Raw genomic sequence first — 13,502 nt, 5'->3', positions numbered from 1 at the left:
TATATATATTGCATCTAATTAAAAAAAAATCGGACAAACTATTCGAATTATGAAAGACTTGATTAAAGAATCTATTAGCGACCTGAAGAAAAGTGATGGCTTTGTTTATGTGACTGCTGAAGGTGAAAAAATAGATTTACATGAGGCTGCTGCAAAGGGAATAGCAGTAACTCCAGTGAACCCAAAAAGTGAGGTGATCAAAAAGCTTGAAGCTGCAGGTTTAGATTTAACAGATTCTAAATTTTTAAATGATCTAAATGAATTGATTTCCCTTTTAAGTGGCTCTGGTTCTACTAAAGGAAAGTCTGGCAAAAGAAGAACTTTTTCAGATTCCGAAAAAAGTAAAATAGTAGAAGAGTGGAAAAAAGTTGAGGCTGCTGGTAAGAAGACCAAAGCAGCTTTCGCAAGAGAGATTGGAGTAGGCTATCAAACTTTCATTAATTGGTTAAGAGATTAATATTCAATATAATTTCACAAGAAAGGCAGCCATTGAGCTGCCTTTTTTTATTGTAAATCATATTTTTTCCTTAAATAAATTATCCAAGTCCCCATTAAAAAACAAAATGCAAATAAGGAAGTATTAAATACCGGTCCCAATTGTATTTTAGGGAAGTGTAATTTAGGTAAACTAATGGAAACCGGACTTGAAATCAAATCTGATATGTTTTTCAAATAGGGTGTTGAACTTTCCTGGCCTGGTAAAAATAAAACAGTAATCAATACTAAAGAAATAATCCCCATACCTAATAATTTTAAAATTCCCGGTGAAATTAAAGGTTGATATACAATTGTTTTATTTGCTTCTATGCGAGATAGTATTCTTTGATGAAAATCCATAGAAGGGGATTCGCTTCCTGCTTCTGAGAAAAGTTTTTTCATAAAAGCATCTTCCTGGTTAGTTAGATTTTTCATAGCAAATTGATTAATTCCTGTTTGGTGATCTTTTGTAAAGAGGATAACATGTTTTTTCTACCTCTGTGCAAAAGTATTTTAATATGCGATTCAGTCAGGTCAGTTATTTGTTCTATTTCTTTTATGCTTTGCTCTTCTAAATAGAATAATGTCAATACCGCTGACTCTCTTGGCTTCAAGTTATTTAGCGCTTTTTTGATCAATTTTTTTCGTTCCTGATTATGCAATAGATTTAGTCCATTCACAAATTCAGTTGGAGTTTCTTCCGTTTCAAGAATTAGGTCTAGTTCAATGGTGTCTTTTTTGGATTTTCTCAATCTATCCAAAGACTCATGGTAGACAATCTTGTAAAGCCAAGTAGTAAATTTAGATTTTCTTTCAAAATTCTTTAGAGCACTATAAACTTTCATAAATGCATCCTGTGTTGCTTCCTCCGCTTCTTCATGGTTTCTCAAGATTCTATAGCTTAAGGTATAGGCGTACTTTTCATGCTTTTGGATCAATTGCCCAAAAGCATTTAAGTTGCCTAGTAAGGTCTCTTCTATGTAGTGGAGGTCTTCTTTGAAATGCATTTTTAACTTAGATGCAAAAACTTCCAAAGAAGTTACGAATTATTTTTTTTTAGTTTTTGTAACCTTTTGTGGTGTTACCCCCATCAAAGAAAATAAAACCTAAAAAATTATACTTATGAACGCAACCACAGTGCTTGTAAACCTGATAATCTTCTCTTCTCTATTTGGGATTGTCTATGTATACCTAACTAGTAGAAACAAAGAAAGATTGGCGCTAATTGAAAAGGGTGCAGATGCATCTGTTTTCAATTCAGGACGGAAATTTAGTTTCTCTGAGGGTATTTTGAATATTGCTTTGCTTGCAATTGGAATCGGTGTAGGAGTTCTTATTGGAGCTAGCTTGGAACAAGGTGGGATGGATTCAGATGTTTCATTTCCTGCCTGCATATTTATTTTCGGTGGGTTAGGATTGTTGGTTAGCTTCTTTGTTAATCGAAAACTCGCCAAACAGGAAAACTAAACCAACTTGATTTAAACTTGAAAACCTCCCTAAATCGGGAGGTTTTTTTGTTTGAATTGGCTAGAAAAGGGTTGCTCTCAATATTCTGATTATTTTTGTGACAAAAAAACAGACATTGGACCATTCAGAGTATCTAAAGTTATTTAGAAAAGAAGGCAAGCTTTCCATTCAAGATGGAAATGGAAATACCATAACCATCCTGTCTCAGGATCAATGGTCCCCATCTATGGGAAATGACTGGGTTTATTTATTGTTTGATCTATTCCAGATCAGAACAATCTGTGAGCCTTTTTCTGAGGTCTCCTTGGATATTGTTGAGTTTGCTTCAAAACCAACGATTTACCATAGCAAGCCAAATCGGATTTTGAAAGAGGGACCAAGAGGAAATGAACTGATCCAGTTTTCATTGATTCGAGAACCTAATTGGAATAAACTACTTTTTCAAATTTCACAACCTGTTTTGGTAAAGCTAAATTCTCAGGAGAAGCCAGAGGTCAAAACCAATATTTATTTTCCTTTATTCAGCACTAGTACAAAAGAATTGTATTTAGGGGCAGAAGGGGATGTGAAAATATTAAAAGGATGAATTTTAAAGCACATTTAGAAGGGATAGAAGTCTTTGAAAAAGTTGCAAAAGCAGCAGAAAAGCTAAATGTGGAAGCATTTGTAGTAGGAGGCTATGTTCGTGATTTGATCCTAGAAAGAAATAAAAAATCAAAAAAGGATATTGATTTCACTTGTGTAGGGAGTGGCATAGCGTTGGCAAAAGAAGTAGCAGACAGCTATGAAGAGCATGTGCCCCTATCAGTTTTTAAGAATTTTGGGACGGCGATGATCAAGTTGGATGATTGGGAACTTGAGTTTGTTGGAGCCAGAAAGGAATCTTACCGCACCGAATCCAGAAAACCTATAGTAGAGGATGGTACTCTTTTGGAAGACCTTGAAAGAAGGGATTTCACCATCAACGCCATGGCCATTTCCTTAAATAAGGATAACTACGGGGAGCTGTTGGATCCTTTTGGTGGGCTCAATGATATTAAAAGAAAAATCATTAGGACTCCTTTAGACCCTAATGTGACATTTTCTGATGATCCACTTCGGATGATGCGAGCCATCCGCTTTGCGTCTCAGTTGAATTTTGATATAGATGCGGATACATTTTACGCACTAACTCAAAATGCTTCCCGACTCAAAATAATTTCCAAAGAAAGAATTATTGACGAGTTGAATAAGATTTTATTGGAGCCTAAACCTTCTTATGGATTTAAACTTTTGTTTGTAGGAAAATTGCTCCATGAGTTTTTTCCGGAAATGGTAGACCTTCAAGGAGTAGATTCTGTAGATGATAAATCCCACAAAGATAATTTCTATCATACCTTACAGGTATTGGATAATGTATCTCAGATGAGTGATGATCTTTGGTTGAGGTGGGCGGCAGTATTACATGATATTGCAAAGCCTGCTACTAAACGTTTTAACTCAAAAGTGGGATGGACATTTCACGGTCATGAGGACAAAGGAGCTAAAATGACTCCAGGAATCTTTAGAAGGTTAAAGTTGCCAATGGACGATCGTATGAAGTTTGTCCAAAAGTTAGTCCGGCTACATTTGAGACCTATTGCTCTCGTAAAAGATGAAGTAACTGATTCAGCACTTAGAAGACTATTATTTGATGCCGGGGATGACATAGATTCCTTAATGAAGCTTTGTAGAGCTGACGTAACGTCAAAAAATAATAGGCGTGTAAAGCGGTATCTTGACAACTTTGATAAAGTGGAAAAGAAATTGCTGGAAGTTGAGGAGAAAGATCAAGTAAGAAACTTCCAACCACCGGTTTCAGGAGAGGAAATTATGCGAATTTTCGGACTTCCTCCATCAAAAATCGTGGGAGAGATAAAAGAAGAAATTAAAGAAGCTATATTGGAGGGCAAAATTCAAAATAAGCCCGAAGAGGCAAGAGCATTGATGTTTGAAATAGCCAAGTCGAAAGGCCTATTTCCAGTCAGTGAACTTCCAAAATCATCATCAAAATAAATTAATCGAAAAATGAAGCGCGTATTATTCATGCTGCTCCTGGCCCTTTGTGCCAGCCCAATTATTGCCCAAACAGCAGATTCTATCCCTAGATTGGATCAGAAAACCAAAAAAGTTTTGAATACCCAGGATCAGGCATCTTACCAATTGGCTTTACGCTATGCGGACCCACTGGTAGCCAGAACAAAACTATATGAATTAATGGTTAGGAACCCAGAGGATATGAGGTATCCAGAACTATTAGCAGGATTGTATTTTGAAAACAACTTATATACCTCTGCTGCTTTGGTGGCAATGGATGTACTTAGTGTAAATGATAAAAGTGTAGGAGCTTTAGAAATAGCAGCATACGCCTTAGAGCAAGTTGGAGCTTTGGATAGAGCATTGCCACATTTTGAAAGCTTATACCTTTTGACTGGAGATAACTTCAGTCTTTACAAGTCTGCATTTATCCAATATTCGATAAAACGATATGATGAAGCCTTAAATTCAACAAACATGTTGATTAAAAATGCAAAGGCGGATGATAAGATTGGATTTAATAACTCTGATGGAGACACTCAAGAAGTGAGTATGAAAGCAGCTGCTTTAAACTTGAAAGGGATGATTTATCTAGACCAAGGCTCAAAGCCCGAAGCTAAAACTGCTTTTGAAGAAGCTATTCAATTAGACCCTACCTATGAATTGGCCAAGGAGAACTTGAAAAAGGCACAATAAACTATAAAGTTTTGGTAAAAAAAGAGAGCTGAATTAGATTCAGCTCTCTTTTTTTGATGTCAATTCTATTTAAAAGAATAAAAAGTAAGCGATTGTGGTAGGTAAAAGAGAAGTCGTAAAGCTTAAAAGCAATATTTTGGAATAATTGGATACAATGTTTTTTTTATGAGAAACCTGATCAATTTCTATTGAGATTTTTGGTTGGATTACTTCTTGAATGAGCGAGAGTGAGCCGAAAAAGTAAACAGTAAGTAATAATAATAAACTAGCTACAAGTTCCATATCGATCTCTTTTTTACAAATTTAAAATTATGTAGAGTTTTAGAAACCAGAATATTAAAACTTAACAATTTGATAATAAGCAAAAAAGCGACTCAATTGAGTCGCTTTTTATAATTTCTAATCTTGGCTATTATTTGATGGCTACTTGATCTATGGTTCCATCAGGGTCTCCGATAACTTCTCCTCCATTTCTTGGATTGTTCCATATCAGGATTCCACAAACATGAGGAGCTGCCATGGAAGTACCGCTATAGCTAGCATATCCTCCTCCTGGAACAGTTGATAACACTGCTACACCAGGAGCTGCAAAATCTATAGGAGGATTACCATAATTGGAAAATGAAGCATAAACGTCGCTACTGTTTACTGCAGAAATAGTGTAAATGTTATTCCCATTGGCACGTGCAGGTGAAGAATTATTTGCATCAGTAGATTCATTCCCTGCAGCCAAAGCTACTTTTACATCACTTGTCCCTAATGCTTCAACAGCAGCATCGAGGGCATTAGATGCAGGACCTCCTAAGCTCATGTTTGCAACATCACCAGCAGAGGCATTGGCTGCAACAAAGTTCACTCCTGCGATGACACCAGAATAAGATCCTGAACCTCTTGAATTAAGAACTTTAACCGGAACAACAGTCACACCAGCTGCTACACCAACTACTCCAATTTCATTGTTGATTGCACCTACTGTACCAGCAACATGGGTTCCATGTCCATTCCCATCCACTAAGATGTCAGAATCTTTCCCAGAAGTAAAAGCATTATACCCTGAACTTGCATCGACATTCAGGTCTTCATGACTTGAATCAATCCCTGAGTCTATTATATAAGCTTTCTTGGTTCCTGTATAGGTCTGGCCTCCACCAACGCGGGTGATTCCGTAGGGGACTTGCTGTGCAGCAGGAGTGCCTCCTCCTCCGTTTCCTGGTCCTTTTCCTGGAGGTGGTGCCAAAGCAATTACTCTATCTGGTTCAATAGACTTGATAGAAGGATCTTTTGCTAAAATTTCAGCTTGGTCATCAGTTAAAGTAACTGAAAAACCTTCAATACTACTTCCGTATACAAAACCCAGGTTTTCATCTCCGATTCTATACTTGGCTAAAAGTTCAGAACCGGTTTTCCTCATCGCAGCTTGTACCGCATCGTAAGACATATCTTTTCTAAAGTTTAAACCGGTAGGTTGCAAAGTCACGATGAACTTTCCAGGGATCATGTCTCCATGATTATATCCGATGAATTCTACAGTGTCGGAAGATAGGGGGGATTCATCTTGGGGCTGACAAGAAAATGCTAGAATCCCCAAGGATAAGCCTGCAAATAGCAATGGCTTTCTCCAAAGTTTGTTTTGGTAACTCATAATATGTTTGGTTAAAAATTGGTGATTTAGACACCAGATTGGTTGATATTTGGTTTTAAGAGATTAAAATGTCATGAAATTTTGAGTTAAAACCAATTTTTACTATCAAAAAAATTAAGTCAAAAAAAATGGCCTCAATTTCTTGAGGCCAAAATGCATTTATTTGATGATCTTTTCTTCTATCAATTTTCCTGTTCGGACTTTTCGGTCCAGCGTACTGCCTATGTCTACTCGATCTAGGGTTTCAAACCTACCAGAAGAAGGAGTTCCAGTAATTTGGGAAATCGCCGTTCTCAATAATAGCTCAGTAATATCTCCAAGTGGTCTTAACCTTTCAGAAGACTCTTTTACAGAGATGTTAGGTGTGAATCCTGTAGTATAATCTGATTGGTCAAGACTATTGAAGCTTCTACTTACTATAGGTAATAATCCGTAAGAATTCTCGGGATTTTCTTCATCTTCAAATGGAATGGATCCTACATTCTTACCATAGGTTTTATCACCAATTAAGAAGACATCCATATAGGGTTTCAATCCATTGATTAGTAATTCAGAAGCTGATGCTGTACGAGGAGAAGTCAAAATATAAACTCTGTTACCATCCAAAATATTACCCAGATTCTGAGTTTTGGATCTAAAGGTAGTTTTGACATCACTTAACTCAGGAATCTCCGACATCAAAAAGCTATTGTATTTAGTTTTTGAGAAAATATCTGAGGTAGTGACAGCTGGAGCAATCAAACTTGCCAAATTAGTAGCAGAAGTAACATAGCCACCTCCATTATATCTGAAGTCGATTATTAAGTGATTGATGTTTTCAGATTTGAACTTCGCAAAAATTTCATCCACTTGATCATCATAGGTAGTACTTGTCCCTCCATTGCCAGGGGCAAAGAAATTATACATGAAATACCCTATTTTTTGCCCCTCTATGGTATAAATAGAATCGATGTAATTCGGGTTCTCAGCTAGTTGAACAGTTTCCAAAGTTATTGGAGGTTGTTGTTCGTAAACCAAAGTGGTAGGATTCAAGCTCAGGTAAGTGATGGAATGCTGGGATTCGATCTCGCTTAACAAATCTCGATAATTATCAGTGGTGATTTGGGTGCCATTGATCTTCGTAATGATGTCTCCTCTTACCAACCCGGCACTTTCTGCAGGACTACCTTTTTTGACATAGGAAATCTCTGCAATGACATTGTTGCTAGCTTGATTTTCTAAGTAAAGTTGGAATTCATACCCAGCTTCCAAAGTTACACCACTTAAATTATTGATTAATTCCTGATAATCAGGATAGATGACAGAGAATCTGTCGGTGGGCTTATAAAGTAAAGCATTGAAATAATCCTCAGGATCAGAATCTGCAGCTATTGGCGTCCCTAGATTGTCAAGCCAATAATATACCTCATCCATGACATCTAGAATCCAGTTATTCACAGCTGTATTTGATCCTTGATCAATTACTGGTTCAGTGTCCTCTTTATCCTTACAACTCCAACCAAATACAGTTAATGAAAGGAGTAGGGATAGTTTAAGCAATTTGGTTGATTTCATATGATTTGTATTAAAGGGCTCTATATGAACGAAATAAGGGGAGGGATGTTTGAATTTTTTTAATAAGTTGATCCAAAAGAAACATCATGGGTTTTACTATCCAATAATTTTCCGTTTTCACATTTTAAGACTCTATAAGGGTACTTACGTAATAATTCATGGTTATGGGTTGCCATGAGGATAGCCGTTCCTTTTTTATTGATCTCTTGAAATAATTTGAAGATACCATCGGCTACATCTGGATCAAGATTTCCTGTGGGTTCATCAGCCAATAATATAGAAGGTTCATTTAGTAATGCCCTAGCAATTACTACTCTTTGTTGTTCTCCTCCTGATAGTTGATGGGGCATTTTACTAGCGGCATTGTTTAATCCTACTAATAAAAGAACTTCTGCCATTCTAGCTTTGATTTTAGAAGAATCTTTCCATCCTGTCGCCTTCATGACAAAAATGAGGTTTTCGGCAACAGTTCTATCATTGAATAGTTGGAAATCCTGGAAGACGATTCCTATTTTCCTTCTTAAATAGGGGATTTCCTTAGTTTTTATTTTGGTGAGGTCAAACCCTGCGATTTCTACCTTCCCACTTTTGAGTTCTAGATCTGCATACAAGGTTTTGAGAAGCGAGCTCTTGCCACTTCCGGTTCTACCTATCAAAAAAACAAACTCATGGGGCTCTACTGAGAAGTCCACATCAGTAAGTATAGGTTCTATTCCCTGAAAGATAGTGGCATTGCTAATTTGCAATACGGGATCAGTACTGAAATCCATTGTTTAAAGATCTAATTTTTGAAGTTTACCAAAGGGCAGTCCCTGTATCAATGACTCCAATTCCTCCTCTTTTCCACCTAGACCAAATTTTTCAATATTCTTTAAAGGTCTATCTGCCCTAAAATAGGCGACCAATACGAAATTTTCATCTCGAATCTGGATGTAATCAGGGATTTTTGCTTTGCCTTTTACTTTAATGATGTACATATGGGGAAATTAAAAAAAAGACCGACAATAGTCGGCCTTCTTCAGATTATTTTCCAGCCGCTTTCGCATGATCAGCCAGAAACTGTGCCAATCCTGAATCGGTTAATGGATGATTTAATAAGCCTGTAATTACTTTCAAAGGACAAGTAACTACATCTGCTCCAATTTCAGCACATTTAATTAAGTGCATGGTATGTCTTACAGATGCTGCCAAAACTTCGGTGTTATAGCCATAAGTCTGATAGATGTGTACGATTTGCTCAATCAATTGAAGCCCGTCGAAAGAAATATCATCCAATCTTCCAATAAATGGAGAAAGGTAGGTTGCTCCAGCTTTGGCTGCTAGGATGGCTTGTCCTGCAGAAAATACCAGAGTACAATTAGTTCTGATTCCTTCGCTATGGAAATATTTTATTGCTTTTACCCCATCTTTAATCATTGGGATTTTCACTACAATCTTATCGTCAATTTTCGCAAGTTCTTTGCCCTCCTTGATCATTCCTTCAAAGTCAGTGGAAATAACTTCAGCACTGACTTTATCATCTACGATATCGCAAATCGCTTTATAATGGTCTCTAACTGCGCTTTCGCCACTGATCCCTTCTTTTGCCATTAAAGAAGGATTGGTGGTAACTCCATCCAATACGCCTAAATCATAAGCTTCTCTGATATCATTCAGATTAGCGGTGTCGATAAAGAATTTCATGTTTGATAAATTAAAATAGGTGTGAATTTGGTTTTCTTCCTTCGGGATGTTCCAAAAATCAGGAAAGTCCTTTAAAAGGCAGAAACCCAAGGTTAAATAGATTTAATTGCCTGAGCAAAGTTAGAAGATTAATCAAGATTAGGAACTGGAATTAAGATGCCTTCACAAAAAAAATGGGCAAAAAAGAAGCGGCATCGCACCGCTACAACCGCCTACCCTTGCTTCCTTCCGGACCTGGGGGATTCAGCAGGAGCTGGTCGTGCCGCTAGGCCACAAAGGTAAGGCAAAAATTACGGTTTACAATCCATAAATGCATTATTTGCTTAAATAATGTCTGGTGATACTGAATATCAGGCGAATAATTTAAGTATGCACTAATTTACATCAAGTTTTAGTTAATTGGAGTTGGAATTCCAAAGGACTACAGGCCTTAAATTCGTCCACTTCCAAATCCTCAAAAATTTCTTCGTCAAATTCCATGATGGTCTTCTCCACCTTTCCATCTGGGTGAATAATCAATTCTATTCCAGTATAATCGTTGGGATTTACTTGTACGAGCACCTGATAATCATCGAAAACTCTTTTGAAATACTGAAATAATAAAGTAGCCATGGATCAAACTGAATTTTTTTTCAAAAATAACCGTAAAATTTTGAAAAGAAGTTTTGCCATATCAGATCCGTTTCTAAATTTGTCCGAAACTTATGAAAACAATAGCAGTAAAATATTGGTGGTGGCATTTTGATTCTTTCCAAGGGGAAGCTCAGAAAGCCCGTGCCTAAAGTTTGTTGCACGAAATACTAAGGCTTGCTGGAATTCCCAGTAAGCCTTTTTTTATGATCAAAAAATCCTAACAATGTCCCAGTCAAATTTTCAAATCATCACATCTTACCGCAAGCGGTTAGCGGATACGATTACGCCGGTAAGTATCTACTTACAAATAAGAGATAGATTTGTCAACCCGATTTTATTGGAAAGCTCAGATTATCATGGTCAGGAAAACAGTTATTCTTATATCTGCTTTAATCCCTTGGCAACTTTCACTTTTAATGTAGGTCAGGTAGAAGAAAAGCTTCCTAATGGTGAAACGGAAACCTATTCAGTGGATAGTAACCTAAGGCTTATGGATAGCTTAAGGGCTTTTGGGAATAAATTCTCAAGTGAATCTGATGGCTTTAAATTTAGCACAAATGGACTTTTTGGATACATTCAGTATGATACGGTCTCTTATTTTGAGGACATCCAACTGAAAAACACTAAGCCAAGTGATGTTCCCATGCTTCAATACGCGGTCTATCAAAATATCATTGTAGTGGATCACTACAAGAATGAACTGCATATGTTTGAACATCAGATTGAAGGCCATGAGGAAGAGCCTCAATTAGATGAAATTGAAATCCTGTTAAATAATAAAAATATCCCTTCTTACTCTTTTAAAAGAATTGGAGAAGAAACTTCCAACTACACTGATGAAGAGTTTTTGAAAATCCTTAATCAGGGTAGGGAACATTGTTTTAAAGGAGATGTGTTTCAAATAGTTCTTTCAAGAAGATTTAAAACTGCATTTAAAGGGGATGAATTTAATGTTTATCGAGCGCTACGATCTGTGAACCCTTCTCCTTATTTATTTTATTTCGATTATGGGTCTTTTAAAATTTTTGGAAGTTCACCTGAAGCCCAGATTGTAGTAAAGAATAACAAAGCCACCATTTTCCCAATTGCAGGAACTTTCAGAAGAACAGGGAATGACCAAAAAGATGCGGTATTGGCAAGGAAACTATATGACGACCCAAAGGAGAATTCTGAACACGTGATGTTGGTGGACTTGGCAAGAAATGATTTATCCAGATCATCTATCCATGTCAATGTGGAGGTGTTTAAGGAAATTCAATATTACTCCCATGTGATCCACCTGGTTTCTAAAGTGAACGGTGAACTCTCCCCTGGCGCCAATCCACTCCAATTAGTAGCAGATACATTTCCGGCAGGAACGCTTTCAGGAGCTCCAAAGTATAGAGCGATGGAATTGATAGATGAATTGGAAAATACCTCCCGTGAATTTTATGGAGGGGCCATTGGGTATTTGGGTTTTAACGGAGATTTTAACCACGCCATCCTAATCCGCTCTTTTGTTTCTGAAAATAACTATTTGCGTTTTCAGGCAGGTGCTGGCGTAGTTGCAAAATCTTCTATCCCTTCAGAATTACAAGAGGTTTCTAATAAGCTTGAAGCACTTAGAGTGGCTTTAAGAGCAGCAGAAAGCATTTAATTATCAAGGGCTAATAACTGAATAGAAAAATAATAAGAAATAACAATGCGAATTTTAGTTCTCGATAATTACGATTCCTTTACATATAATCTGGTCTACATCGTGCGGCAGTTAGGGTATGGAACTCAGATGGATATATTCCGGAATAATAAAATTTCTCTAGAGGAGGTCGACCAATATGACAAAATCTTGCTTTCGCCAGGACCGGGTGTTCCGAAAGATGCAGGGATAATGCCTGAATTGTTAAAGAAATATAGTGCTACAAAATCTATTTTGGGAGTATGCTTAGGCCATCAAGCTATTGGGGAGGCATTTGGAAGCAGTTTGATTAACTTGTCAGAAGTACTTCATGGAGTAGCTTCCCAAGTGACTGTTAGACCTGATTTGCTTTTTAAAGGCGTTCCCGATACATTTAAGATAGCTAGATATCACTCTTGGGTTATTGACGAATCCACCCTTTCGTCAGAACTAGAGATCATTGCTCAAACTCCTGATAATCAAATCATGGGAGTAAGACATAAAACATATGATGTAAGAGGGCTTCAATTCCACCCAGAAAGCATTCTTACCGAGAATGGAGTACAAATAATTCAAAATTGGTTAGAGAATTCCTGATCATTCTTCTAACGCTAAATCAATCCCATCATGAAAGATATTTTAAACCACCTCATTGCCCATAAGACCCTTACCCAATTAGAGGCAAAGGAGGTATTGAAAAATATAACCAGTGGTAATTACAACCAAAGTCAAATTGCCGCTTTTATGACGATTTACCTGATGCGAAGCATCACAGTAGAAGAATTGTCAGGTTTTAGAGAGGCAATGCTTGAACTTTGTGTGCCAGTGGAAATTGCGGAGTACGATGCCATGGACCTTTGCGGGACGGGCGGAGATGGGAAAGATACTTTTAATATCTCCACCCTTTCCTCTTTTGTGGTAGCAGGAGCAGGCCAAAATGTGGCAAAACATGGAAATACTGGCGTTTCTTCTATATGTGGATCCTCTAACTTATTAGCCTATTTTGGCTATGAATTCACGAATGATATCGATAAAATCCGACAAAGTCTGGATGATGTTGGGATTTGTTTTTTACATGCACCCTTGTTTCATCCAGCGATGAAAAATGTAGCCCCAATCAGAAAAGAGTTAGGTGTCAAAACCTTTTTCAACATGCTGGGTCCTATGGTAAACCCAAGCTTTCCAAGAAAGCAGCTGGTGGGTGTCTTTAGTCTTGAATTGGCTCGTTTATATGGTTATCTATATCAAGATATGAATGGAAGGTTTTCTATTCTCCATGCCTTGGATGGGTATGATGAAATCTCCCTGACAGGACCATTTAAAATGATTTCCAATGAAGGCGAACGAGTATTAAATCCAGAGAATATTGGTTTACCTACCTTGAGCGTAGATTCAATTTTAGGAGGAAGTACTGTTCAGGAGTCAGCAAAAATCTTTGAAAATATATTAAAAGGAAAAGGGACAAAAAGCCAGAATTCGGTGGTGTTGGCCAATTCTGCTGCAGCCTTGGTTACAGCAGAAGAGGGATTGTCTTTCTCAGATGCAGTGGGAAAAGCGGAGGAAGTATTGCTTTCGGGTAAAGCACTGGAAGTATTTGAAGGTCTTGTAAATCCAAAAACCAGCATCTCATTAGCCTGATAA

Annotated in this window: 16 protein-coding genes and 1 other RNA gene; 8 read left to right on the top strand and 9 right to left on the bottom strand. The window is 37.3% G+C overall.

All coding sequences use genetic code 11. The annotated features are described in order from the left end of the window. Window positions 1–49: 49 nt before the first annotated feature. Entirely contained in the window at window positions 50–457 is a 408-nt protein-coding gene (locus JYB62_RS17625) for a hypothetical protein (RefSeq protein WP_074226527.1), read from the top strand. A 47-nt stretch (window positions 458–504) separates the two neighbouring features. Here the strand turns inward: JYB62_RS17625 and JYB62_RS17620 are convergent, their stop codons facing one another. Together JYB62_RS17620 and JYB62_RS17615 are read right to left on the bottom strand one after the other, a co-directional pair. Beyond that, window positions 505–912: a hypothetical protein gene (locus JYB62_RS17620; protein WP_205646725.1), complete on the bottom strand. Its 408-nt coding sequence runs from the start codon at window positions 910–912 to the stop codon at window positions 505–507. Further along, window positions 909–1,484, bottom strand: coding sequence for an RNA polymerase sigma factor (locus JYB62_RS17615; protein WP_205646724.1), 576 nt, complete (start codon window positions 1,482–1,484; stop codon window positions 909–911). The genes JYB62_RS17620 and JYB62_RS17615 overlap by 4 nt, the downstream gene beginning before the upstream one ends. A 115-nt stretch (window positions 1,485–1,599) precedes the next feature. On the opposite strand from JYB62_RS17615, the gene JYB62_RS17610 reads away from it, so the two are divergent. The 4 genes from JYB62_RS17610 (at window position 1,600) to JYB62_RS17595 (ending at window position 4,695) form a co-directional block, all read left to right on the top strand. After that, window positions 1,600–1,944: a DUF6249 domain-containing protein gene (locus JYB62_RS17610; RefSeq protein WP_205646723.1), complete on the top strand. Its 345-nt coding sequence runs from the start codon at window positions 1,600–1,602 to the stop codon at window positions 1,942–1,944. A gap of 97 nt (window positions 1,945–2,041) precedes the next feature. After that, complete coding sequence (locus tag JYB62_RS17605) at window positions 2,042–2,530, top strand: hypothetical protein (protein ID WP_205646722.1); 489 nt, start codon at window positions 2,042–2,044, stop codon at window positions 2,528–2,530. Further along, on the top strand, window positions 2,527–3,978 hold the full coding sequence (locus JYB62_RS17600) for a CCA tRNA nucleotidyltransferase (protein WP_205646721.1): 1,452 nt from the start codon (window positions 2,527–2,529) through the stop codon (window positions 3,976–3,978). The genes JYB62_RS17605 and JYB62_RS17600 overlap by 4 nt, the downstream gene beginning before the upstream one ends. Before the next feature lie 12 nt (window positions 3,979–3,990). Continuing rightward, the gene (locus JYB62_RS17595) at window positions 3,991–4,695 is read left to right on the top strand and encodes a tetratricopeptide repeat protein (RefSeq protein WP_205646720.1); all 705 of its coding nucleotides are present in this window, start codon (window positions 3,991–3,993) and stop codon (window positions 4,693–4,695) included. 412 nt (window positions 4,696–5,107) lie between these two features. Here JYB62_RS17595 and JYB62_RS17590 read toward each other — a convergent pair whose 3' ends face one another. From JYB62_RS17590 to JYB62_RS17560, 7 genes are all read right to left on the bottom strand, one after another. Continuing rightward, window positions 5,108–6,337 (bottom strand): S8 family serine peptidase, encoded by a 1,230-nt coding sequence (locus JYB62_RS17590; RefSeq protein ID WP_205646719.1) that lies wholly within the window; start codon window positions 6,335–6,337, stop codon window positions 5,108–5,110. A 159-nt stretch (window positions 6,338–6,496) separates the two neighbouring features. After that, complete coding sequence (locus tag JYB62_RS17585; protein WP_205646718.1) at window positions 6,497–7,891, bottom strand: S41 family peptidase; 1,395 nt, start codon at window positions 7,889–7,891, stop codon at window positions 6,497–6,499. 59 nt (window positions 7,892–7,950) lie between these two features. Then, a complete protein-coding gene (locus JYB62_RS17580; RefSeq protein WP_205646717.1) occupies window positions 7,951–8,661 on the bottom strand; it encodes a cell division ATP-binding protein FtsE in 711 nt (236 codons plus the stop codon). Window positions 8,662–8,664: 3 nt separating this feature from the next. After that, window positions 8,665–8,868, bottom strand: coding sequence for a fructose-6-phosphate aldolase (locus JYB62_RS17575; protein ID WP_205646716.1), 204 nt, complete (start codon window positions 8,866–8,868; stop codon window positions 8,665–8,667). A gap of 46 nt (window positions 8,869–8,914) precedes the next feature. Next, window positions 8,915–9,574 carry a fructose-6-phosphate aldolase gene (gene fsa, locus JYB62_RS17570; RefSeq protein ID WP_074226539.1) on the bottom strand — a complete coding sequence of 220 codons (660 nt, stop codon included), beginning with the start codon at window positions 9,572–9,574 and terminating at the stop codon, window positions 8,915–8,917. A 182-nt stretch (window positions 9,575–9,756) separates the two neighbouring features. After that, window positions 9,757–9,843, bottom strand: an RNA gene (ffs, locus tag JYB62_RS17565) — signal recognition particle sRNA small type. A gap of 115 nt (window positions 9,844–9,958) precedes the next feature. Then, the gene (locus JYB62_RS17560) at window positions 9,959–10,186 is read right to left on the bottom strand and encodes a hypothetical protein (RefSeq protein WP_205646715.1); all 228 of its coding nucleotides are present in this window, start codon (window positions 10,184–10,186) and stop codon (window positions 9,959–9,961) included. Window positions 10,187–10,430: 244 nt separating this feature from the next. On the opposite strand from JYB62_RS17560, the gene JYB62_RS17555 reads away from it, so the two are divergent. The 3 genes from JYB62_RS17555 to trpD are packed head-to-tail and all read left to right on the top strand — an operon-like array spanning window position 10,431 to window position 13,499. After that, window positions 10,431–11,843 (top strand): anthranilate synthase component I family protein, encoded by a 1,413-nt coding sequence (locus JYB62_RS17555; protein WP_205646714.1) that lies wholly within the window; start codon window positions 10,431–10,433, stop codon window positions 11,841–11,843. Window positions 11,844–11,888: 45 nt separating this feature from the next. Next, window positions 11,889–12,458: an anthranilate synthase component II gene (locus tag JYB62_RS17550; RefSeq protein WP_205646713.1), complete on the top strand. Its 570-nt coding sequence runs from the start codon at window positions 11,889–11,891 to the stop codon at window positions 12,456–12,458. Window positions 12,459–12,488: 30 nt separating this feature from the next. Continuing rightward, window positions 12,489–13,499 (top strand): anthranilate phosphoribosyltransferase, encoded by a 1,011-nt coding sequence (gene trpD, locus JYB62_RS17545; protein ID WP_205646712.1) that lies wholly within the window; start codon window positions 12,489–12,491, stop codon window positions 13,497–13,499. Window positions 13,500–13,502: the final 3 nt, after the last annotated feature.

It is taken from the genome of Algoriphagus lutimaris (genome assembly GCF_017051705.1).
In the GTDB taxonomy this organism is placed as follows: Bacteria; Bacteroidota; Bacteroidia; order Cytophagales; family Cyclobacteriaceae; genus Algoriphagus; species Algoriphagus lutimaris.
This window is presented reverse-complemented; position numbering and strand designations above follow the sequence as displayed.

Excerpts from the sequence above, each read along its gene's own strand:
- JYB62_RS17625 (WP_074226527.1), top strand. The coding sequence starts at position 50 with ATGAAAGACTTGATTAAAGAATCTATTAGCGACCTGAAGAAAAGTGAT.
- JYB62_RS17620 (WP_205646725.1), bottom strand. The coding sequence starts at position 912 with ATGAAAAATCTAACTAACCAGGAAGATGCTTTTATGAAAAAACTTTTC.
- JYB62_RS17615 (WP_205646724.1), bottom strand. The coding sequence starts at position 1,484 with ATGCATTTCAAAGAAGACCTCCACTACATAGAAGAGACCTTACTAGGC.
- JYB62_RS17610 (WP_205646723.1), top strand. The coding sequence starts at position 1,600 with ATGAACGCAACCACAGTGCTTGTAAACCTGATAATCTTCTCTTCTCTA.
- JYB62_RS17600 (WP_205646721.1), top strand. The coding sequence starts at position 2,527 with ATGAATTTTAAAGCACATTTAGAAGGGATAGAAGTCTTTGAAAAAGTT.
- JYB62_RS17595 (WP_205646720.1), top strand. The coding sequence starts at position 3,991 with ATGAAGCGCGTATTATTCATGCTGCTCCTGGCCCTTTGTGCCAGCCCA.
- JYB62_RS17590 (WP_205646719.1), bottom strand. The coding sequence starts at position 6,337 with ATGAGTTACCAAAACAAACTTTGGAGAAAGCCATTGCTATTTGCAGGC.
- JYB62_RS17585 (WP_205646718.1), bottom strand. The coding sequence starts at position 7,891 with ATGAAATCAACCAAATTGCTTAAACTATCCCTACTCCTTTCATTAACT.
- JYB62_RS17580 (WP_205646717.1), bottom strand. The coding sequence starts at position 8,661 with ATGGATTTCAGTACTGATCCCGTATTGCAAATTAGCAATGCCACTATC.
- JYB62_RS17575 (WP_205646716.1), bottom strand. The coding sequence starts at position 8,868 with ATGTACATCATTAAAGTAAAAGGCAAAGCAAAAATCCCTGATTACATC.
- fsa (WP_074226539.1), bottom strand. The coding sequence starts at position 9,574 with ATGAAATTCTTTATCGACACCGCTAATCTGAATGATATCAGAGAAGCT.
- JYB62_RS17560 (WP_205646715.1), bottom strand. The coding sequence starts at position 10,186 with ATGGCTACTTTATTATTTCAGTATTTCAAAAGAGTTTTCGATGATTAT.
- JYB62_RS17555 (WP_205646714.1), top strand. The coding sequence starts at position 10,431 with ATGTCCCAGTCAAATTTTCAAATCATCACATCTTACCGCAAGCGGTTA.
- JYB62_RS17550 (WP_205646713.1), top strand. The coding sequence starts at position 11,889 with ATGCGAATTTTAGTTCTCGATAATTACGATTCCTTTACATATAATCTG.
- trpD (WP_205646712.1), top strand. The coding sequence starts at position 12,489 with ATGAAAGATATTTTAAACCACCTCATTGCCCATAAGACCCTTACCCAA.